The 20961-nt window shown below is 54.4% G+C and carries 24 protein-coding genes; all 24 read right to left on the bottom strand.

The window, feature by feature from the left end; genetic code table 11:
* Positions 1 to 51: 51 nt before the first annotated feature.
* The 24 genes from ACESY8_RS14305 to ACESY8_RS14190 all read right to left on the bottom strand — a co-directional run bounded on the left by ACESY8_RS14305 (position 52) and on the right by ACESY8_RS14190 (position 20958).
* On the bottom strand, positions 52 to 708 hold the full coding sequence (locus ACESY8_RS14305; RefSeq protein WP_156621896.1) for a DUF3885 domain-containing protein: 657 nt from the start codon (positions 706 to 708) through the stop codon (positions 52 to 54).
* A gap of 9 nt (positions 709 to 717) precedes the next feature.
* On the bottom strand, positions 718 to 1926 hold the full coding sequence (locus tag ACESY8_RS14300; protein ID WP_156621897.1) for an RtcB family protein: 1209 nt from the start codon (positions 1924 to 1926) through the stop codon (positions 718 to 720).
* Between the two features lie 35 nt (positions 1927 to 1961).
* A complete protein-coding gene (locus ACESY8_RS14295; protein WP_156621898.1) occupies positions 1962 to 2321 on the bottom strand; it encodes a hypothetical protein in 360 nt (119 codons plus the stop codon).
* 18 nt (positions 2322 to 2339) lie between these two features.
* On the bottom strand, positions 2340 to 2855 hold the full coding sequence (locus ACESY8_RS14290; RefSeq protein WP_156621899.1) for an SF0329 family protein: 516 nt from the start codon (positions 2853 to 2855) through the stop codon (positions 2340 to 2342).
* Positions 2856 to 2922: 67 nt separating this feature from the next.
* Positions 2923 to 3273 carry a hypothetical protein gene (locus ACESY8_RS14285; protein WP_156621900.1) on the bottom strand — a complete coding sequence of 117 codons (351 nt, stop codon included), beginning with the start codon at positions 3271 to 3273 and terminating at the stop codon, positions 2923 to 2925.
* Positions 3248 to 4030: a hypothetical protein gene (locus ACESY8_RS14280; RefSeq protein ID WP_421823212.1), complete on the bottom strand. Its 783-nt coding sequence runs from the start codon at positions 4028 to 4030 to the stop codon at positions 3248 to 3250. Before ACESY8_RS14280 ends, ACESY8_RS14285 begins: the two co-directional genes overlap by 26 nt.
* Positions 4020 to 4769: an SMI1/KNR4 family protein gene (locus tag ACESY8_RS14275; RefSeq protein ID WP_156621902.1), complete on the bottom strand. Its 750-nt coding sequence runs from the start codon at positions 4767 to 4769 to the stop codon at positions 4020 to 4022. The genes ACESY8_RS14280 and ACESY8_RS14275 overlap by 11 nt, the downstream gene beginning before the upstream one ends.
* A 29-nt stretch (positions 4770 to 4798) precedes the next feature.
* Positions 4799 to 5128, bottom strand: a complete 330-nt coding sequence (locus ACESY8_RS14270; protein ID WP_156621903.1) for a DUF4274 domain-containing protein — start codon at positions 5126 to 5128, stop codon at positions 4799 to 4801.
* Positions 5129 to 5144: 16 nt separating this feature from the next.
* A complete protein-coding gene (locus ACESY8_RS14265; protein WP_156621904.1) occupies positions 5145 to 6254 on the bottom strand; it encodes a hypothetical protein in 1110 nt (369 codons plus the stop codon).
* Positions 6255 to 6273: 19 nt separating this feature from the next.
* Positions 6274 to 7137 carry a CbrC family protein gene (locus ACESY8_RS14260; protein ID WP_156621905.1) on the bottom strand — a complete coding sequence of 288 codons (864 nt, stop codon included), beginning with the start codon at positions 7135 to 7137 and terminating at the stop codon, positions 6274 to 6276.
* Positions 7138 to 7152: 15 nt separating this feature from the next.
* Positions 7153 to 12744 (bottom strand): immunity protein Imm33 domain-containing protein, encoded by a 5592-nt coding sequence (locus tag ACESY8_RS14255; protein ID WP_498794806.1) that lies wholly within the window; start codon positions 12742 to 12744, stop codon positions 7153 to 7155.
* A 3-nt stretch (positions 12745 to 12747) separates the two neighbouring features.
* Entirely contained in the window at positions 12748 to 13218 is a 471-nt protein-coding gene (locus ACESY8_RS14250) for a DUF4259 domain-containing protein (RefSeq protein ID WP_021630247.1), read from the bottom strand.
* A 42-nt stretch (positions 13219 to 13260) separates the two neighbouring features.
* Positions 13261 to 14238, bottom strand: a complete 978-nt coding sequence (locus ACESY8_RS14245) for a hypothetical protein (protein WP_033118031.1) — start codon at positions 14236 to 14238, stop codon at positions 13261 to 13263.
* Between the two features lie 672 nt (positions 14239 to 14910).
* Positions 14911 to 15372 (bottom strand): SMI1/KNR4 family protein, encoded by a 462-nt coding sequence (locus ACESY8_RS14240; protein WP_338022118.1) that lies wholly within the window; start codon positions 15370 to 15372, stop codon positions 14911 to 14913.
* A 10-nt stretch (positions 15373 to 15382) separates the two neighbouring features.
* Positions 15383 to 15793, bottom strand: a complete 411-nt coding sequence (locus tag ACESY8_RS14235; protein WP_006877311.1) for a DUF6966 domain-containing protein — start codon at positions 15791 to 15793, stop codon at positions 15383 to 15385.
* Positions 15790 to 16740, bottom strand: coding sequence for a hypothetical protein (locus ACESY8_RS14230; RefSeq protein WP_498794805.1), 951 nt, complete (start codon positions 16738 to 16740; stop codon positions 15790 to 15792). Before ACESY8_RS14230 ends, ACESY8_RS14235 begins: the two co-directional genes overlap by 4 nt.
* A 15-nt stretch (positions 16741 to 16755) precedes the next feature.
* A complete protein-coding gene (locus ACESY8_RS14225; RefSeq protein WP_498794804.1) occupies positions 16756 to 17055 on the bottom strand; it encodes a DUF6881 domain-containing protein in 300 nt (99 codons plus the stop codon).
* Between the two features lie 18 nt (positions 17056 to 17073).
* Positions 17074 to 17403, bottom strand: a complete 330-nt coding sequence (locus ACESY8_RS14220; RefSeq protein ID WP_498794803.1) for a hypothetical protein — start codon at positions 17401 to 17403, stop codon at positions 17074 to 17076.
* Positions 17393 to 17836 (bottom strand): Imm51 family immunity protein, encoded by a 444-nt coding sequence (locus ACESY8_RS14215; protein ID WP_498794802.1) that lies wholly within the window; start codon positions 17834 to 17836, stop codon positions 17393 to 17395. The genes ACESY8_RS14220 and ACESY8_RS14215 overlap by 11 nt, the downstream gene beginning before the upstream one ends.
* Positions 17833 to 18147 carry a hypothetical protein gene (locus tag ACESY8_RS14210; protein WP_087303073.1) on the bottom strand — a complete coding sequence of 105 codons (315 nt, stop codon included), beginning with the start codon at positions 18145 to 18147 and terminating at the stop codon, positions 17833 to 17835. Before ACESY8_RS14210 ends, ACESY8_RS14215 begins: the two co-directional genes overlap by 4 nt.
* A complete protein-coding gene (locus ACESY8_RS14205; RefSeq protein WP_243270590.1) occupies positions 18135 to 18278 on the bottom strand; it encodes a hypothetical protein in 144 nt (47 codons plus the stop codon). Before ACESY8_RS14205 ends, ACESY8_RS14210 begins: the two co-directional genes overlap by 13 nt.
* A 10-nt stretch (positions 18279 to 18288) precedes the next feature.
* Complete coding sequence (locus ACESY8_RS14200) at positions 18289 to 18888, bottom strand: hypothetical protein (RefSeq protein WP_156621907.1); 600 nt, start codon at positions 18886 to 18888, stop codon at positions 18289 to 18291.
* Positions 18889 to 18910: 22 nt separating this feature from the next.
* Positions 18911 to 19462 carry a hypothetical protein gene (locus tag ACESY8_RS14195; protein WP_156621908.1) on the bottom strand — a complete coding sequence of 184 codons (552 nt, stop codon included), beginning with the start codon at positions 19460 to 19462 and terminating at the stop codon, positions 18911 to 18913.
* A 14-nt stretch (positions 19463 to 19476) separates the two neighbouring features.
* On the bottom strand, positions 19477 to 20958 hold the full coding sequence (locus tag ACESY8_RS14190) for a hypothetical protein (RefSeq protein ID WP_156621909.1): 1482 nt from the start codon (positions 20956 to 20958) through the stop codon (positions 19477 to 19479).
* Positions 20959 to 20961: the final 3 nt, after the last annotated feature.

The following is a 20961-nucleotide window of genomic DNA, read 5'->3' as shown; positions in this document are numbered from 1 at the left end:
TAGCAAGACCTCGGGTTACAAATTTCTAAATGGGTATACTTTACTATTTTATTATATCACATCATCTGTTTTCTTTGAAAGAGAGATTTGCTCCTCAACCAAATTTGTGATGTGGATTTTTCCCTTTCTCTTTCCTGTCCCGGCATACTCCAGCAGTTCTCTGGAACTGCCCAGCACATCCAGCCCCCGGTCATCGTACAGGTGGTAGAGGAACGGCCCCAGACCAGCCAGATAGACGCTGGACACAAAGCCGTTCCAGCCGCCGATGTCCCCCAGAATGATTTCCCGAAGAAGCAGCTCTGGTTGAAAACTGATCTTGCTGAGATCCCAGTAAAACTGCACTTGTGCATGGGTATCCCCATCTTCGTCCAGCTCTGTGGCTGGAAGTTGCTCATCGGGAACTGGGAGTCCCACTCGCTGCCGGATAACGGCCAGCCGGGACTCGGCGGGTTCTTCATCGGGATACCCGTCGATCCGCAGAAGGTCCGGCACCGCCGGAAGTGCCCGATAGATCGCGGCGGCCCGGTCCAGCGCCCCCTGAACATAAGCAGGGTTGGTTTTCAGCTTCGCCGCGCTCCTGTCCAGATAGATTGGTTCCTCCCCACCGATCTCAAACCGGATGCCCACCGGCGCATGGCAGAACAGTGGATGCTCCAGCCGCTCCATGCCAAGGCCGGTAATTGCTTTCTGAAATTTTCCTGCCAGCATACTGCTTCCTCAATCCTCGTCCCCGGCCTTGAAGTTGTAGATAGGGCGGATGATCTTCCTCACCTCCGCCGTGGGGCCGATGTTGTCCAGAATATCCTGCATCCCCTTATAGGCCATGGGGCACTCATCCAGGGTGGCCTTGCTCACCGAGGTGGTGTAGACCTCTGTCATCTGCTTTTTGAATTCAGACACCGTGAAGGACTGCTTGGCGTCCGCCCGGCTCATCAGGCGGCCGGCGCCGTGGGGAGCGGAGCAGTTCCAGTCCTCGTTGCCCTTGCCCACACAGAGCAGGCTCCCGTCCCGCATATTGATGGGAATGAGCAGCTGCTCCCCCGCCTTGGCGGACACAGCCCCCTTCCGCAGGATCATGGCGTCGGTATCGATATAGTTGTGGATGGTGGTGAACTGCTCCTCCACATGGAGTTTCATGCCCTTGACGATCTCGTCCATCATGGCCTGCCGGTTGAGCATGGCGAAGTGCTGGACGATCTTCATGTCGTGGATATACTGCTCAAACAGCTCCCCGGACACATAGGCCAGGGCCTTGGGGATGTTGGTTTGCTTGAGGTTTTTCAGTTTCTTCAGCTCTTTCTGGATCTCCTTCTCCCGGCCCTCCGCCTTCATCTGAGCCACCAGCGTCTGCAGGGACGCATCATCGGTACGGTTGAGCACCTTATAGCCCGCCTCCTGGTAATAGCTGGCCACCTCCACACCCAAGTGACGGCTGCCGGAGTGGACCACGATGTAGAGATTTCCCTCGTCGTCCTTGTCCACCTCAATGAAGTGGTTCCCACCACCCAGCGTACCGATGCTTTTTTCCGCCCGGAGGAGATCCACATGGCGGGCACAGCACAGTTCGCTCAGGTCGATCTCATTGAGGTAGCGGTGGGCCTTGTCCCGGATGGAGAAGCCGGAGGGGATTTTCTCATAGATCAGCTTGTCCAGCTTTTGAAGCTCCAGCCGCCCCTCCCGGATGCGGGTGGTCTCCATGCCGCACCCGATGTCCACACCCACCAGATTGGGCACCACCTTGTCGGTGATAGTCATGGTAGTGCCGATGGTACAGCCCGCCCCGGCGTGAATGTCGGGCATGAGCCGGATGCGGCTGCCCGCCGTAAATTCCTGATTGCACAGCTCCTGAACCTGTGCGATGGAGGCGCTGTCCACCACATCGGTGAAGATCTTGGCCTCATTGTATTTTCCTTTAATTTCGATCATAATTTCCTCGCAATATTCTATGGGGCATGGCCCCGTCAAGTCATCTCATACAGCAGGGCAGCGTCGCCCTGCACCAGTTCCAGATGGGAGCGCAGCGTTTCAAGCCCGCTTTGCACCGTCTCGGTGGGCAGATCCCAGTCCGGGGCAATTTCAGCGGCCAGCTCCGGGAGGTCCTGCTCCCGCAGAGCTGCCAGCAGTTGAGACGCCAGCTCTCCCTCCAGCAGAGCGCAGTCCAGGGTGTCCTCCGTCTGGGGAGCAGGAAAACGGACATCCAGATCCAGTTCGCTCTCACACCAGTCCCAGATGGCCATATAGACCGCGTCGGAGCAGTCGCCGTTGGACAGTTCCTGCCGCCGGCCCTCTTTGAGAAGATAAAAGGATGCGGTTTGTGACATAGAAGTTTCTCCTGAATGTTATTCTTTTTCTATCAGCCCTTCTGCCTGCATCCGGATCACATAGAAGGCCCGCACCCAGTCCAGCTCCTGCTCCATGGATTCCTCCAAAGCCAGCAGGCGGCGCTTTCCCAGCCTGCGGTCCAGGAGGGCAAAAATGCGAACAAGGGGATTCTCGCTGACAAGGCTTTTCTCAATGCTCTGGTTGTCAAAGATCCCAAACGCCTCATAGAACACCTTTTGGTCAAAGGTGCCCTGCTCCAGCGCAAAGGCATGGGCCTGGTTAATGGCCTCTTTTGCAGAGTCGCAATCTTTCAGCGTTGTGGACCGCAAGTGATGAAATTTCGTCCACACATTCTCAAAATAGGTGTAGTAGTTGCTCCGCAGCACCTCCACGCCGTCCATGCGAATGGCCGCCCGGCCCTCATGGTCAGCACTTTTGCTGTAACTGGTGGCAAAATACTGGATGTGGCCCCGGAGTGCCGGACACAGGTAGTCATTCTCTAATTTGTTCCGGATTCCGCTCCAGGTTGACATAGTGGCCGCCTCCTTTCTGATGCCATTGTGGGCAAGGGTAGATTCCTCACAAATTAAAATTTGAAGATCACATATAACCCTCAATATAGGATCGTTCTATAAATTCTTTTACTGCAAATAGATCTGCAAACTCCTCATACTGGGGAAATCCGTCCGCATTATGTGCTGAGTAAGTCAAATGGACCAGATAGTAAATGTCCCGTCCCATTCCGTTTCTGAGAACATATAACACATCATCATTGGATTCACACTTCGCAGCCGCCCAGATTTTTTTGCCGTATAAGAAGTGGTCTTGTCCCATTTCTTTGTTTAGTTCAGCAACAAATGCCCCGTCTGCCTGTGTGAAGGGGATCATATACCAGTTAAAATCGTTACCATATTTATCATAGAGATCACAGAACATTTCTTCTAATGTCATTTTCATTCTTCCTTATGCCATAAATCCTTTTCGCATGGCAGACACTTTTGCCTTCCATCAGGGATTGTTGAATCTGTTCTATTTGAATGGCTATTTCTTTCCACCGGTCATCCTCTGTGTCGCAGCCCCGAAGAAGCAAGCTGTCGCTGTCCCAGCGGACAAACTCGATATCGTCAAACCGGGTGTCGTCCGGGTCAACGATGTGCCGCAGATCCAGCCAATGCTCCGGGGGCTGGGGCTGGAGTGGGCAGGAAAAGTCCAGCACGATAGTGGAGTAGGGACAGGCCCAGATGCAGCCGATGACAGCCAGCAGATCCGTGTCGGGGTCGTAGTCCGCGCCAGCCCAGATGAACACTTCTTCGGCTTTCTGGCCCTCCTCCGGGTGGACACAGGCTGGGACATAGTGCATCTCCTGTCCGCTCTCCACCTCCAGGACGCTGTATCCATACAGTTCTGTACGGAAAATCAGATAGTGCTTTCCGTTGCGGTGACGAAACAGGGAGCAGAATTCACCATCCGTGTCCAGATTACGCCAAGCATACCGCACCTTGCCCTCATTGTCCAGCAGTTCGCTCTCGCTGCCGCAGAGATGCAGATCGCCATCATAGATGTAGGCTTTGGAGCGGATGGAGTATCCATCCGTCAGCGGAAACTGCTCGTCTTGCTGAGGAGATCGGTTCTCCGGTGCAAACATAGCATCATACTGCGCCAGCCAGTCTCGATAGCGCTTTTCATGGGCGATGTTTTCAGTGCTCATTGAGATACCTCGCCAATTTCTTCTCCAGCAGTTCTGTCATATCATTGCAGAGGCGCTTTACCTTGTCCTGCTCATGGGCGTAGTACCAGATGGTTTCCTCGCCGGGGCGGAGCAGAAGTTGGTCGCCGTCCGCTTCTTTCCAGAACTCGCCCAGCACACAATACCGCTCTCCATGGATGGTCAGATGAAATGTTCCAGAGAGTTCAACGATTACGCCTGTGGATACATTGATGCCTGCGGTCAGTAGGAAGAACTCCCGCACCTGGGACGGGAGCGTGAAGTCCAGCACGCTTTCTTGATTCCTGATCTGCTCCTCCGTGGCGGCAGGCTGGATCTCGTCAGAGGGGTCAAGCACCTTTGCCAACGCCTTGGAGAACTTGGGGTATCGGCCAAACAACTCCGGGTTGTTGGTCTTGAATTCCTTTTGCTTTTCCCGCTGCACTCGCTCCCGCTCCTTGCAGAAAGCGTCCAGCTCGGCCAGATACTGCTCCTGGTAGAGATTGCTGGTCTCAAATGCTGTGCCGCTCTTTTCCAGAATGGCGATGGCTCCCTTTTGGCTGCCAAACACCGGGACCCACTGAAAACCGTGTCGGCAGGGCTTCAGTTTCAGAAATTCACCCCGACTCAGCAGGGTTTCCAACTCCGTCTCATGTTCGTCCCACCAGCTCCTCCAGGTTTCGGGAGTTTCCCGTCCCTCAACCAAGTCCAGGAGTTTTTCAGTCAATGATTCTTTGTCCATAGGTGCGATTCTCCCTGATAAATGAAAAACTATAAATCCGTAAGAAAGATTTCCGCAGCTCCCTTTTTCCGCAGTTTATACTTCTGCACCTTGCTCAATGGGATTTCGAACGATGCATCTGTCTTTGGAAATCTGTTGTCTAAGATGTCTTCATATAGGACGGTAATAAATGAATTCCACTTTTGCAGCTTAGTTCTTCTCGCTGATTTTTCCAAGTATTCGTACCCGCCGGCCAAATAGAAAATCTCCAACGCCAATGCCAAATCGCAATCCGGGTCAGCGAGGATTGTTCTTGGGACTTCGAACCCGTCATCCCAGTTATACTCATCAAGTTTATTCTTCAAATCAGCATACGCCATTTCGTCCGCCTCCGTTTCAGAGGGCGCAGGAATAGATGCTCATGGCACCATAATCAGTGTGCAGGACAAGTCCGCTCTTGGTAAAGGAAAAATTCGTCTGCCGCACCACAAAGGGGTCGTCAATGGTGGTCAGCAGCTGGCCGCTGCCGGTATCCCACACCTCTATGGGGGAGTTGCCACGATCCTGCTGAACGGCCATCAGACTGCCCCTTGTCCGCACCGTGCAGGTATCCGAAAAACTCAGCCCCTGCCGGACAGAAAACGGGAAAGGATTGGATATTTCCTCTCCGGTCTGGGTCAGATAGAACTTGCCGCCCACCGAGAAGCACTGGTCTTCCGGGGAGAAAAAGGGATGCCATCCCTCATTGGGGATCACTACTTTTTGGGCGGATTTAAAATCGACCAGCACATACTCACCCTCGGTGACGCGGTAGGCCGCTTTGCTCTGCCGGGGAGAGAGCATCCCGAAGCAGTAATAGGCAAAATTCGGGTCTTTTGACTTCTTGCATTTTACCGTTTCCCGCCATATCTCTGTGTTGCTGCCAAAGTCAAAGACGACGATCTCCTCGCCTGTGTACCACAGGGCCAGGTCACCACTGGCATCCAGCATGGCCCTCATGCTGTTTTTCCTGTTGGCAAAGGGCGTAACCTCATGGGTGCGGAGTGAGAACTGCTCCAAAAGATAGCTGTTGTTTAGCAGCAGAGTATCATTGGGGCAGAGAACCTGCTCATAGGTCATCCGCTTGGCACCCAGAGAGACCGTTTCAAGTATCTCTCCGCTGCCGTCGAAGTGATAGAGGGTTTCATCCTCAAAATCTCCGACCACCCTCGTCAGGAAGAAGTCATCCCGTGTGAGGGCGGCAGCCAGGGGCATAAAGCCGTTGTTGTCCTTTCCAACAAACCGATGGCACCGCGCCTGCCCAACAGCGGCATCCGGATTTTGATAGACAAATCCTTTCCGCATCTGGCCCATCATGGCGCTGGCAGCCTTGCTCTTGGCCTGGAAGCCGGAGTCGCACAGGATCTCCTTGACCTTCCCGCCATTCAAGCAGGTTCGGATGGTATTCTCGTCAATTTCGATCCGCCACTGCTTATTTGTGACGGGGTTGAGGAAGGTTTTTTCCATTGGTGCAGGCACCTCCTTCTCAATCAAAATCCATCCAGACCAGGTGTTTTCCACAGTGGAGGCACTGGAACAGATAACATTGCAGATGCCCGCCATTGACGGATTCCTGGATCATTTCCTTCTGTTCGTCATCCCACATGGGATCGTCCAGCACATCATCCAGTACACCCAGCGCCCGCAGTTCTCTGGCACCCACATGGCCCAGGTAGGCGCAGTAGTCGCCGCAGTGAGCACGCCAGTATTCCTGCTGCCAGCCGGAGTAGCCGGGGGTACGGTGGATGAGCTCGTCCAGCTTCTCCGGATCGTCCACACCATCATCCACAGCGTAATCATCCTGAAAACTGCTGTCATATTTCCGGGCCGCCTCGCCGCTGGAGATACACTCCGGGCACAGATACTCAATATCCTCCACAGCGTAAAAGGGGCCTGTATAGAAAATGTGGGTCATCTTGCCGCAGCAGTCACAGACAACACCATCTGGAGACTCCTCAAAAGTGCCGGTTTCCAGCGGATTGGGGTGATACCGGAAGGTGGGCAGACCCAGCTGGGCCTGCCGCTCCTTCTCTTTCTGCTTTTCCTCCGGCGTTTTGGGCTTGGGGAGGGCGTAATGATTGCCCCAGTTTTCCGCATAGTCCTTCAAGACGCCCAGCCGCTTGAGGGTCTTTTTATCGGAACGATTTCCGATTTGGCAGAGCAGTTCGTAGGCATCCTCCTTGAAGTCCAGCAGATCATACACATCTACCAGCACTTCCTTGGCCTGCTTGTCTTCCGACTGCTCCAGTTTCTCCTTGAAAGTATAGAGAGCGCGGACACTGTCTGGATTTCCTTTTGTCTCTCGAAACTGCTTTTGGAGTTCAATATATTGCTTCAGGTATTCGTTCATGGTCACAACCTCCCATCAATCCCACCAGAAGTACCAGACGGTGGACTGCCACAGGGCATATGCCAAGGAGCCAATGCTTCCATCCTCATTCTGATCCAGATCCGGGCAGAAGCCATACAGTTCCACTGCTGCATCCATGGCCTTCTCCTTGGGGACGGGGGCCGGGAGTAGGAATTCCAATTCATCGTGACTCATGGCGGCAGGCACCGCGCCGTACTGCTCGAACCAGTATTTGGCCGCAGCCATCAGCTCCGGTATGTCGGGGCAGTCATTCCAGTTTCCGAAGGGCAGGTAGGTGAAGATCTCCCAGGGATTCTTCACCGGGATCTTGGCCAGAATGAGCGGATAGGTCATCTCAGTATCATCATCCCAGTAGCTGGAGAAGCGGTCATTAGGTTCTCCGCCCTCCATCTCGCCCATGACTTCCTCATCCCAGTCCATATCGTCATCCTTGGCTTCTTCCTTGCGCTGGCCGGTCAATTCCTCCAAAACCGCCTTTCCGTCCTTGACGGGGGTAGAGAGCATCTTCTTCCGGTACTCCGTTACAGCTTTGAGGTCAAATTCGTAAATGTCCGCATCATTCTTCGGGTCGGCGTTCATCACCAGACACTCCAACAGCGTTTCGTCATCCGCCTTGATGAGCACGGGAACAAAGCCCTCCCGTACCCCCAGCCGCTGGGCGTAGCTGTATGCCGACATGATGGGGTCATCATCTGCCATGGATGGGAAATAGGTACACTCGCAGTCCAAATACTCCATGATGGCCTGAGCCACCTCGGAAGGCTCCAGTGTGTCCTCGTCGAAGTCCTGTCCCTGCCAGTTGGCAAAGCGTTCTTCGATCACCTCTGCCATAGCCTGATAGTAGCCCTCGTCAAAGGGGATGAACAGGTAGGCTTCATCCTGGAACTCATCGGAGTGATACCGCTCCGGGCCGAAGAAGCGGAGGGCGTTGTCGTCAACATCGGCAGGATAGTAGGGACTGTCGCCCTCTCCATAGTAATAGCCCGCAAAGGCTTGTCCAATTTTATTGAACAGCACAGAGAACAGGCAGCCGTCCAGCTCATCCCGGATAAACGCCCGCAGATCCACACTGGAAGGATCTGCCTTGACCTTTTCTGCTACCTCTCCGTACTCTGCAAGGAATGCTTCACCCATCAGGTCGTGCTCCATACACCAGCGCAGATAGATGGCCATGTGGTTATAAGCATTGATGGGGTCAATAGGCAGCTCCTTCTCCTCAATGCTCTCGATGTGATAGGAAGCATCGTCCATCTCACCGTCAAAATCATCATTGGAAAGGGTGCCACGAGTGATAGCATCCTGGCGGGTGGGGTTTACTACAAAACTGATCCCCCTCATTTTGTTCAGCAGAGCGTCTGCATCATGTTCCAGTTTATAGTCCAACTCGTCCTCATAAAGCGGAATGACCTGATAGAAGTTGACCTCCTCGCCGCCCGGCAGGGTGCAGACCCCGCTGCCATCCTCCGTATCCTGGGGACCGATCAGGGTAGCAGTACACAGTTTGGTGTTGTCTGCAAATGGTTCCCGGTTCTCCACTGTATGACCATGTCCCAACCAACTGTCACAGTTGATGGGCAGACGGGCCAAGGATTTCAGCAGGCGGATGGGCCAGTACCACTTTTCGTCTTTCATGGACTCCTGATCCAGCTTCCAGTCCGCAGGCAGGGCAATAGCCAGCTCCGCCCGCTCCAGCTTGTACCCCGCCAGTTCCTCCGGCACATTCATCCGGTGGGCGCCCATACCCATGGTGACCAGGGTGTAGTAGTCCCGCTCCTCAGTGGGCGGCACCATGCAGATGTCCACATGGATGTCTGGAGAAACCAGCTCGTGGAACACATTCTCGACCTTGCCGAAATACTGCTGGATGTGTCCCTCGACGGCCTCCATCTCCTCCTCGGTGTAGACCTCGGGAACACCGGCTTCTTCATCCTCGGGCATTTCGCCGTCCGGGTCATCACCGTCATCGTCAGGGTCACCGTCCGATGACTCCCAGGAGATTTTCAGCGTCATCTGCTCCTCCGGCAGACCGACGCCAGGGCTGCGGGTGATGGTGTGCTTATCGTCTGCCGCAAAACCGATGGTTTCTCCATCGTGGAGTTCCACATCGTTCTCCAGCACATAGGACACAAGGCTGGCCAAAAAGTCCCGCAGGTCGTTCGGCTTGGCATCGGTGCCCAGCACCTCCATCTCGTCTTTGCCGAACATATCCATGCCGTAGGTGTAGCCATTCATGCCATTCTCGTTTCTCCACAGACCGAACCAGATCCAGTTGAAGATGGGTAGTTCGTCGTCCTGCATCATGTCGGCAAAGCCCTCATAGAACCGGGGTTCAAACACCACGCCGCTGGTGTAGATGCCGGTGGCATATTCCTGACAGCAGCAGGCGGCGACCACCTTGGTGTAGAGCTTGCCCTTTTCCAGCAGGTTTTCCTCCTTGCCCAGCACCGCCACCATGATGTGGGCGCAGTGCTCTCTGGCAACCTTGACGGCGTCCTCCCACATATAGTTGTTCTCGGCATTCAGTTCCGCTTCGCCGTTGGGGATGGGATAGGTCGCCAGGCTGACGGCGGCGACCATGTCGCCCACTTCGAACACCAGAGCGTCATCGTCCTTCTCCTCACTGGCATTGTATTCATCCACGGCGATATCCCACTTTTCCTTCATGTCCCGGATGAACTGCTCTTTATCCCATTCTCCCTTGGACAGGAGGACAAATCCGGTGAAAACGCCTGTGTGGTCACTCTCATCCTCGGCCTCTGCCTCGGCCCGCTTTGCGATCTCTTTCTGGCACTCTTGAATCACCGCCGGGGCATCCTTGTCTTCGGGGTCCAGCTCCGCCCACCGCTGGGCATAGGGGATGGCCTTTTCCTCCTGACCATAGAGATACTGATAGGCATAGGCCATGCGCATATTCCACGGAGCCTTATCCTGTCCTTCTTCTCGGACAGACTCCAGCACCTCGATGGCTCGGCGCAGGGCCTTATCTCCCTTATAGTTAGGAGTACCCTCACCGTGGTCCCCAATGATGGCATAGTTCTCCAGCGCCCGTGCCAGGGCGTAGGCGGTGCGATAGTTCCTCCAGACCTCTGGGATGGCATTGAGTGCTTGGATACAGCGGGTGTACTCGTCCTCGTCGTTCCACTGCTCCAGCTGCTGGAAGAATTCTTCTTCGTTCTGCGGGGTGTAGGGAATGTAGTCCATGCCCGTCAGTGTCTCGTCCAACTCGGAGACCTGATCTTCATCGTCCGGTTCCTCCTCGGACGGCGTTTTCAGGTTCACTGTACCTGCCTCCCGGCGGAAGGTGTGGAAAGTGGCCCAGGGGATGTCGCTGTCCTCGAAGAACTTCTTTGCCATCTGGAGCGCCGTCCGGATGTCCCAGGCGATGAAGTCCACATAGCCGCAGAAAAGGCCGGTGGCTCCGCCGGTGAGGGTAAGAACCTCCGGTCCGTCGCCGGTGGTGAGCACTTCCTCCAGCTTGTCCCGGAAGTCGAAGATCTTCTCCGTTCCTTCCTCCTCCCGCAGGGTATCCAGAGGATAGCAGAAGAAGCCCGCTACCGCTCCGTCGGCATGGAGATCGTCCATAAAGTCGTTGTCGGCATTCAGATAGCCGTTGATGAGCGGCACACAGCAGGTGGAACCGGCCATTACATCCAGCCGCCAATCGGCGTTGGGGTCTTCATTGGGTTTCATTTCGTAGCCAAGATAGCTCTCCAGATAGGATTCCGGATCAGTGGAGAGTTCCAGGCCCCGCTCCTTCAAAGCGTCGGGAAGCTGGGACATAAGCATGGACGACTCCGCCTTTGGTTCCTCCAGCACATCAAAACTGTCTATGTATCTCATGTGAGGGATCTCGCCCAGCACTTGGTCGGTGAGGGTAGTGAGCATCCACCAGGCCCGGCCTTCCTCCTCCCGGAGCATAGGCAGCAGCTTTTCACAGTAGGCGGAGATGGCAAAGCTGTTTTCACCCTGCTCCTCCAGCCAGATCTGCACATCCTCCCCGGAGATATCCCAGCCATCGTCGGTGCGCAGTCCGATGTTTTGGAGGGGCTGACGGCCCACAAGGATGTTCCACTGCTCCAGCACCTCCTTGGGGGCGTGTTTCTGGAAGTAGACCAGCTCAAACAGCTTGACCTTGTCGCCCTCCGGGGTGAGGATCAGCTCATACTTCTCGCCATTGAAGCCCATCTCGAAGGAAATCTCGTCAAAAACCAAATTCAGGGTTTCCTCCATTTGGGCCACGATCTCCGCACCTCGGGTGTGGTCTTTGTCCTCATCCATCATTTGGCGCAATTCTGCTTCCATCTCGGCAAAGGTTTCCCACCAGTCCTCTGTCCGCTCCCGGAAGCACATCGAAAACCATGGCCGAGAAATGTCCGCTTCGCACCATTCTATGAATCGCTTGGTGTCCTCATCGTCAGGGCGGGCCTCCAGCGCCCTGCGGAAATAAGGCAAGGCTCGGCCCCCCTGATCCAGGTAGTAATAAGAATAGCCCATGCGGAAGTTCCAGTAGTGATCGCCCTGAAAGTATTCCTCATGAGGTTTCAAGAGCGCGATGGCCTTTTTGAGCAGCGCACGGTTGGAAGGTGCTCCCAGATTGTTGTAGGCCCGCGCCAGCTCCATATCGATTTCCGGGGTACGCTCCTCGGCAGAGATTGTCTCCAGTGCGTCAACGATTTTCTGGTGTTTGTCCTCCTCATGCCACTTCTGGCACTGCTTCAAAATATCCATATCCGGGTCCTCCTCGTCCTCGTCCGGTTTCCAGTTTTTGATCTGCTGGAACACGCCGTTCTCATCCCGCTCAAAGGCGCAGGGGGCGGGGGTGTTCAGCAGAGGAATGATGTCGGGATCGTCGTTGCAGATCGTATTCAGTTTGTAGATCCCGGCGTTGTTGGGATCGTCCATGTACGCCTCACTCTCGTCACCAGCGGTGAAGCGCCAGCCACTGTCCCAGCCGCCGTCCGGCTTCTCCCGGTAACAGTAGCCGACCTTGTAGCCCTCCACCGTGATACGGTTGGTGGCGATACAGCCATCGGCACCCTCCCAGTCAGGGAGCAGATGTTTTACATCTTCCGCCTTTACATGGTAGTTCCGGTTGCGGCCAGAGGCTTCGTACAGCTCCTTCCGCAGCATCTCCACCTGATAAGCCATATCCGTGATCTCATCCTCGCCCATCATCTCGCTGAGGTCGTATTCCAGCGGGGCATGGACAAAGTCCGCCAGGGCCTTGTTCATGGCGTCGTGTTCCTCTGGCGTGGCGGTGATGCGGACACGACGGGCGGGGGTGTTGTACTCGTCCAGATCCTGGAGGTTCACACTGCCGCTGACGCAGCACTCCAGCAGGATGGCGGCCAGGTCGGTAACCACATCAATGGCGAAGTGGAAGTCCATCTCCACGCCGTCCGAATGGGTGAACTCCAGATACTCCACGGTCTGGCGGAAGTCCCAGTTCTGCTTGTCCAGACCGATCTTGGCGAAGATCTCGCTGAGGGGGATCTCCTCTTGTTTCTGATCCTCCAAAAATGCCACAAGGTTCAGGCTGTCATCCGAGCCGCCAATAAAATTGCCCCAGTATTTTTTGATATACATCTGTCACGCCTCCTGTTCTGAATCCAGTCGATCAATGAGCTGATTCAAGTGTTCCAACCACGCAGGAGCGATCTCACCGCTATCCTCGTTCTTCCAAAGATCCACAATCTCACGGATGCCGTCCTCGTCCGGCACCTCGTTTTTGATGTCGGTGAGCTGCCGCAGCAGGAAGGCAATGGCTTCTTTGGATGCTGTGAAACCGGTGATTTTATCCCATATAGCTTCTTCATGATCGTAGTCCAGCTTGCCGTTATCCTTCCATTGGAAATACAGCTCCGCCAGAGCCATCGCAGTATTGTCAAAGAGGAAGTCGATTTGTGAGAAGTCAGATCCCAGCATGACTTCCTCTTTCATCAGTTCAATCATCTCGCCCAGATCCATTACCGGATGCTCCGGTACATATTCATTTTTGAGGATGTCCAGTACATCCAGCCCTTCGTCACGCTCTAATGCTTTTATACCCCATGCTCCCATGTCGGCACCTCTCTTTCTTTATTTCGTATCAAGCTTCTATTGTCAATCATGGTTCTCCACCCGGATAATGGGCCGGTAGAAGTCATAATCTCCGTTTAGTTCCTTGTCCTCCTGCACTTCCGGCTTACAGTGGGGCGAACAGGGTAGGAAACCGAGAAATGGGCCCAGCCCGCCGCAGATATTGCACCCGCCGTCACCGCCGCAGGTGGTAAGTCTATCAGCCTGCACCACTTCCCGCATATAGGGATCGTAGGCGATGGACAGGCCGAAGAAGTTGGGTTCCTCCATATCATAGGGCCGGTTCTCATCCTCATCCATGTCCTCAAACCAGCGTAGACGCATGGAGTAGTCTAACCCATCTCCCCATGGGAACAGGGTCCGACATCCGCCGCCGCACAGGTAGGCCCACTCGTCCGCTGTGGGCAGCGAAAGCCCCTGCTTTTCCAGCCCGGCAAGAAGCGCATCGTAGTCTGTGCAGTGATAGATCCAGGTATGAAATCCATCTTCTGTCCGTTCTATGCGGGCCGACTGATGCAAGGTAAGACTGCTGCTGTCACTCCAAGCAAAATCACGGAATTCCTTCAGCCAGTCAGGGTGGGCAGTCAGCCTGGGATCGTCCATCTTGACCGGCTCCCAGCACAGTTCCTCCAGCTCCCGGCCCACCAGCATGGGGCCAATGACCGCCTGCCGAACGGGAGCCATGCTTTCCCGGATCATCTCTTCCGGGTTCTGCGGTTCCATCTCCCACTCCTGGAACAGATAGTCCAATTCCTCCCGGCTCTCCTGATTCAGTCCCTCGGCAAACTGCTCCCAGCCCAGGGTGACGGTATCGCCGGGGACAAAGACGAACTCCCGACCATCTTTCTTGAAGATGCCGGTGGTGCAGCTCTGGCCCCAGTGGTCAAAGGTATGTAGACCGAGAAAGGTCATAGTATAACGAGCAGCCAGGCTTTCCATCAGCGCCTGCTTCTCGGTGGTATCCATTTGATTGAATTGGGGACGGGACAGTTTTTCGTTCATGGAAAGTCCTCCTTCGATTCGTTTTGCGTGTTCCAGCAGATAGCTCTGACCATCCTGCTTGGCCCATTCCAAGTATTGTGGAAGCTGGTCGGAATGGATGGCATCCAGTGAAATCAGAACGGCGATCCGCTGGTATTCCTGAAGTTCAGGAGAGTAACAGTTGCGCTCCCAAAACAGCGGAGCGAACTGTTCCACACAGTCAGGACGCAGAGCAGGCATCGCCAAAAGCGCCCGCCGGCTCACATATTCATTGGGGTCCTTTGCGAAGTCCAGGATCATGTCTTTGACTTCCTGGCTGCACGGACATTCTGGCAGATACGCGGCAAACTGCCACTTGGCCTCACTCTCATTGGAGGCTGCGGCCTTGCGGCAGAGGTACTCGAACCATTGAGGATGGGAAGTGGTCTCCTGTATAAACCCCTCCGCTTCGTTGTCCCTGGCGATCAGATAGACCATCTCATCCAGTAGGACGCTGTCTGCCGTTTCTGCATCCATTTGGGTCAACACATGGCAAAAGGCATCAAATATATCATTCCACGCAGGGTAATCGACCTCCCACGCACCGCCAATCTCCTCGGTGGTTTTTCCGGGATAAGTGATTTCCTGCCACTGATGGAATTTGATTGCCTGCTTCAGCAGGCGTTCACGAATGCCCTTTGCCATGTGCTCACCTCACGATTCTCCGCACAGTTTTCCGATCTCCAATGCCTGCTCCACAAGGCTCAGGAGCAGACTGGAAAAGCTATTTGCGATCTCCTCCAAATTGGAATAGTCGCAGTTATAACCCTGGACTCTGCCGCTCTCCAAGTCAAGGAATACGATACTTCCATCACCCAAACCGCCAATAGGAAATACAGGACCATGCTCACATTCGCTCATGTAGTCCACAAAGGCATCCTGAAATGTGGGGTAGGCTTCCTCCAATTCCTTTAGTGTGAAGATCCACGGCTCAGCCAAATAGCAGCCGCCGAAGTTCAAAAGCAGCCAGCGGTACTCTGCCGGAATGGGAGCATATCTGCTTTCAAATCGTTTCACAGCATCCTCTGGTTCCGGGAAGATACCCTTTGTGAAGGGGCTTGCTTTATAAGCAGTTTGAATTTTACTGCGGTATTTTTCCAAATTCATGTCATGCATTGTGTTTCCCTCACAGAGCATCCAGATTTTCCTGTAGATCGCCCTGCATCAAGTGTTGGGCAATGGCCCGGTTCAATTCCTTATGGGGGTGATAAGCGGCCTGCTCTACATCGTGCAGGCACTCCTCCATCAGTGCCTCCGGAGAAATGCCTTCCTGTTTTCCATAAAGGTGACCGAAGGCATAGCACACTGATTTGAGAAAGCCGAAAATATAGTCGTGATTTCCACGCATACTGGGTAGGTCATTGAACGAGCCCATACCTCCGTATGCCCGAAGGTGGTGGGAAACCTCCCGCCGCTGGGTCCAGTCCTCAATATCCCGCTCCAGCCAGCCGATCCAGTTTTTGAATTCCGGGTGGTCTGTCTGTAAAATCGACCGCAGACAGATCAGAGCCTCCGTATAAATATCGGTCTGTTTCATAGGCCATCGCCCCCCAAAATACCTCCATAGAGAACACCGTTTTTCCCGAGGAACAGCATCTGGCTGCGAAGTAGGCTGCACTGCTCCACAGCGACCTTGTTTCCGTCACAGGTGGGAATAGCCTCCTGTTTTTGCCCAAGACGATCACCATGAGCAGTAAGGAAGTAGAATTTGTCCCGTTGCTGGTATCCGCCTTGAAACAGGAAGGTATTGCCGGACGGGGCAACAGAAAAAGCTCCGCTTCCTTCGATTGGCAGTTCAAACACAAAGTCCTCTTTGAAGTTCGTCCGCACCAGCCGGAATTCATCGTAATAATAAAACCACAGGTTTTCTTCTTCGTCCAGGCTGATGGCGTAGCAGTCATAGATGGAATACTTCTCATTCTTCCAGAGAGGAGTTCCATCCGATGTCCATGCAATCAGGCCGCAATCACCCAGAGGTTCATCCCAACCGTAATTACCAAATACACCTTCATCAAAGTAGCTGGTAATGATGGTGCCATCTTTTTTTACCACGCAGTCTTGAATGCCATCCCCCAGGCAGAAACGGGACAGCACAGCTCCGTCCCGGCTGACGATCCAGGCGTTCTGGTCGGGGCCGTTTTCCCGATAGGCGCATCTTGCTCCCAGCAGGAGGAAGTGTTCACCTGCAGGCCGCAAATAATGGAACTGGAACTTCAAGAGACCAAGAGGAAACAGCGTCGTTTCCAGCACCCGCTGTTCCGCCCAATCCAACTGGATTTCCACCGCGGTATAGGTGGAAGGAATGCTGAGCCAGTCCTTACCCTGTGTTTCGGAGGGCTGTTCCATGAGAAGATAGACTTTTCCATCCCTTGCCGTGAAAAAGTCTGTCAGCCTTGCGCCCTCCAGATGGTTTTCCCGGCGCAGCTCGTTCAGGTCGAGAATAGAGAACAGCGGCAGTTTTTTGGTTTTTAAGATTTTGTTCATAGGGACTCCTCCTGGCTACTTTAACGCTCCATCATAGGTATGAGTTTCCCAAATGGCCTCAAATTCCGCTTTCTCTATAACGCAGGCGTGGAATTCCTCGCCCCAGACATGGGCGTTCAGTTCCTCCACCGTGGGGACGGGCATGATTTCGATGGCACCGTCGTAAAGGTCAGGTATGTTGTGGGTGTGACCGTCCATAAAGATGTCAATGGAGCGGAGAACCAGCCGCTCATTTTTTGTATCCACTTCATAGAGGATCACCGACGGTTCTCCCTCCGGTGCGTCCTCCCAAAAGAGCTTGATGTACTCCATCATTTCGATCCCCTCAACGTATCATTTGAAATAGTAATACCAATTCCCGCCAAATTCCCGGTCACATTCCTCCTGTGAGGCAAAGGTGCAGTCCTTGATTCCCTCAATGGGGTAATGACGCTTTATCAGCTGCTCTCTGTGATAGGAATTGATCTGTTCTGTCAGGCCGCTCCGCCGCGCCGTCTCTAATTGCGAGTCTGTGGCAAAGATGTAGGACACAAAGTAGTTGTCCGGCTGGATGTAGTAGCCAAACTCAATGGCCTGCTGGATGTCATCGAAGTTGTGTTTCACATCCTCCATGCAGGCTTCTATTACTTTTCGCCATGCCATCTCCTGCTCCTTATTTCTCATGTTTCACCTCACCTATACCCAGATAAGTCCCCATCGTTTTTTCATTGTCACAGGCCGCCCGGATCATTTTGGACAGTAGCATCAAATCGTCGATGTATTGGGAACAGACGCAGAACACATCCTCGTCGGAGTTGAAGTGAAACAGATCCACGCCGCTGTTATTTTCCTCGAACTCCCGGATCACGCCCCGAACAAGCCGCTCCCAGTCCTCGCTGCTCCCAGTCAGTCCCAGCCTGCGGAATTCCTCTGTCCGGAATCCGTCGCTGATCTTTAGCAGAAGGGAGATTGCATAGGGGTGGTGGGGAATGAGAAAGAATGGCGCGATCTGCTCCGGCTTCACCCAAATTTTGAATGGCGGGCGCGGGTCAGGTATCCAGGGCAAGATTTCCCATTCGACCTCCGGTCGGTTTCCGTATTTGCAAAGGTCTTTCATGGCTTCACCGCCTGTTCAAGTTTCTTTCTGCATTTCTCAATGTGGGCTTGCTTGGTAGCTGTGATCTCCCGCACCAACTCTGTCTTCATCTGCAATAGAAGCGCAATCTTCTCAGCAGGCATCCCGTCCGCTGCCAGCATACAGAGAATTTCCTTCTGTGCGGAGGCTTTTCCAGCAGCAAAACCAGTATCATAGTCGTGAGACAGCAGGGCAAAGAATTGCTCCAGTGTCAGAGTGGAAATCAGTTCCTGCTCCCCGTGATAGATCCTGCTGCGGAGCATTTCCAGTTCATAAAGTTTCATTTCTGCCATGCTGTACTCCAATCGTCAAATCGGTCTATGTAATCCTCCCCATAGCCCATGCGCCAGCCAATAGAGTATCGCTCGATCTCCCGGTGGGCCAGCCAAGGGGGAGGCATGATGTTCTGATCTTGTAGTGCCATGTTGTTTTCCTCATTTCTCTTGCAGCTTCTTCAGCAGCTTCACGATCCGCTCCCGGTTCTTTGCGGTTTTCATGAAGGTGGGAAGATGGTCGGCCTGGGTCTTTTTCGCTCTTCCCGATGGCTTTTCTCGCAAATCGGCGCTGAGATAGGCGATCAGATAGGCAAGATGCTCTCGATTGAGGGCCCAGACCGGCTTACCCTGGAAGGAGGTCAAAAACCATAGCTCCAGGCCGAAATAAGGTTCTCGTCCACCCCTGATTTCGCCAATATATGAAAACGCCTCCGCTGTTTTATGAACTTTTCCTGGCATGGTTGTTCCACAATAGGGACAAGCCACATGGAGAACGGAAAAGTGCTGCTTTGCCTCATCTTCAATATCCACCCGGTAGTACCTGCCACAGTCTTTGCACTGGTTATGGACATCATAGCGGTAGATCGTCCGGTCACGGGTCTCCTGATGTCCGCAGCTCAAGCAGCGGAAACAGGCGTTATCATCGTCCACTGTCACCACGCCCGCGTTGTGGCACTTGGGGCATTTCACTTGAATGCCGGAGGTCAGGGCGTTGTATGCACTGTATGTAAAGTAGGGTTCATCGACCATTCGGCTCATGCACCCACACACTCCTTTCAATTCAAGGATCGGCGGACAGCGTTTTTTTCATCTCCGCCAAGTCTTTTCCATCTAAACCATATGCCTGCTCAATCAGATTTGCATACCGATCTGCATACTGCGAGAGCTCTGCTTCACAGTGCAAATCATACAGCAGCAGGCAGCCGTTGTGGAATATAACAGGATCAGGTTCCGCCTTTTCGCCCTCGACTACTGAGAGACGAAGCACCTCATCGGCAATGGTAAGTCGCTCTGACGGGTCTTTGATTTTAGACAATGCCATTCTCGCATAAGCGGCAGTCTCATCTTGTTCCTGTAGGGCAATCGCTGTCAGTTCTTTCAGAACTAAGAGAAGGGCTTTTTCGTCCCACATCTCTGTGCTGCGCAGAAGATCTACTACCAGCATTCTTCTGTGAATATCCCGATTTTCCCAAGAGTCCAGCTCCAGCAGCAAATCCTTTTGCTTTTTTTGATCTGGTTCATGGGCCCAATCAAACAGCTTTGCCCGAAAAATCTGATAGGCCGACATCATTTCCATCCATGCCGAGCTATAATTCTTGCTGAACTCTACCATGCTACTCGTTCTCCTCAAAAATCTCTTAGTTCCTCAAACTTCTCGATCAGGGCATCTTTCTGGAGCGTATCACCCGGCAGGGCATCCAGGATACCCCGCAGAGCCATGTAAATTTCATCCCGCTCCTCGGTTTCGATAAAGCCCATCTTGTTGAAGGTCTGGGTGTAGACGGCCACCGCGTCCAGCGCCTGGGCCTGGGCGTCCACGCCCGGTTCAGCGGCCAGCTTCATCAGCTGGGAACGGGTCTTGCGGTATTGATTGGCTGCCTTTTTCGCAGCGGAAGCGGGGATATGCTCCGCACCGTCCCAGCCCCGGAAGGGATTGTCCAGGTTTTGCGCCAGCCACTCCGGTTTCCGGGGTTTGGTGATCCGCAGATCCATTCCCGGCTTGCTTTTCCAGAGCTGTTTTGCCGCTTTTGCCGCCGTCTCCGGCAGGCTGGTCATCCAGAACCAGCGAAGCTCCGGCATTTGTTCCGGGGTAGGGATGTCGTCCGCGCCAAAGCCAAACAGGTCGAAGGTGGAGAGATTCGTCAATTCCCGGAACCCTCCCACGGCGGAGAAGTTCCCCAGGTTTCCCGGCGCGCCCCAGAACCGCAGTTCCTTCAGGTGGGGATGAACCGCAGCCAGCCCGGTCAGATCAAAGTCCTTCAGCTCGATGCCATGCAGCCCCCGTAGGTTCGGCAGTTCCGTGTGCGGGCGGTATTCCCCGATAAATTGGAGGGTCAAGCCGCTGCCATCTTCGGGGGCATGGATGGTGCAGGCGTCCGGCCCCTTGCTCTGGAACAGGAGCTGCTCCGTTCCCTCACCCAGCCACAGTTCCTGAAGGCCGGTCATGTCCAGCATCAGCTTTCTGATGCTGGTGCCCCGCAGATCAAGTGTCCTCTGGCTGTGGTTCAGCAGGGTGAGTTCACGGATGAAGGGATTGCCCCGCAAAAACTCCAGCAGATCCGGGTGCCACCGCTCGCAAATGAGGTCGGAGAGGCAGGGCAGCGCCTTTAGTTCCAGCGCCGAGTCGAATGGCTCGTGCTGGTCCATGATCCGATGGCTGCTGACCTTCACCGGGATGCCGCCGATCTCTGTCACCCCGTCGCTCTCCATGGCCTCCTTGAAGGCCCGCCGCCGTTGCTCCGGGATGGCCTGCCACCGGATCTGGAGGTACACATCGTAGCCGTCATTCCAGCCGCCGTAGGAGCGGCAGGGCTGGTCGGTGAAGGGCGGAAGTGTGCCCACCAGCGTGTACTGGGGCGGGATCTCCAACGGCACCCGCAGCAGATGAAGGTCACGGGACCAGTACATGAAATCTATGTAGAGCGGGCGGAGATGAGGCAGTTCCTCCGCAGTCAGAGGGGCGTCCCCCACCCAGTCCAGAGAGAGGATCACCGCCCAGGGCTGCTTACTCACCATGTCCGGCGGCGCAATATAGGTCACCTGACAGGCGGTGTAGCGTTTCAGATATTGGTTGTAGACCGTATAGACCTCTCCGGCATTGGCTTTCATGGC

The organism is Clostridium sp. ATCC BAA-442 (genome assembly GCF_964239415.1).
Classification (GTDB): domain Bacteria; phylum Bacillota; class Clostridia; order Oscillospirales; family Oscillospiraceae; genus Flavonifractor; species Flavonifractor plautii.
This window is presented reverse-complemented; position numbering and strand designations above follow the sequence as displayed.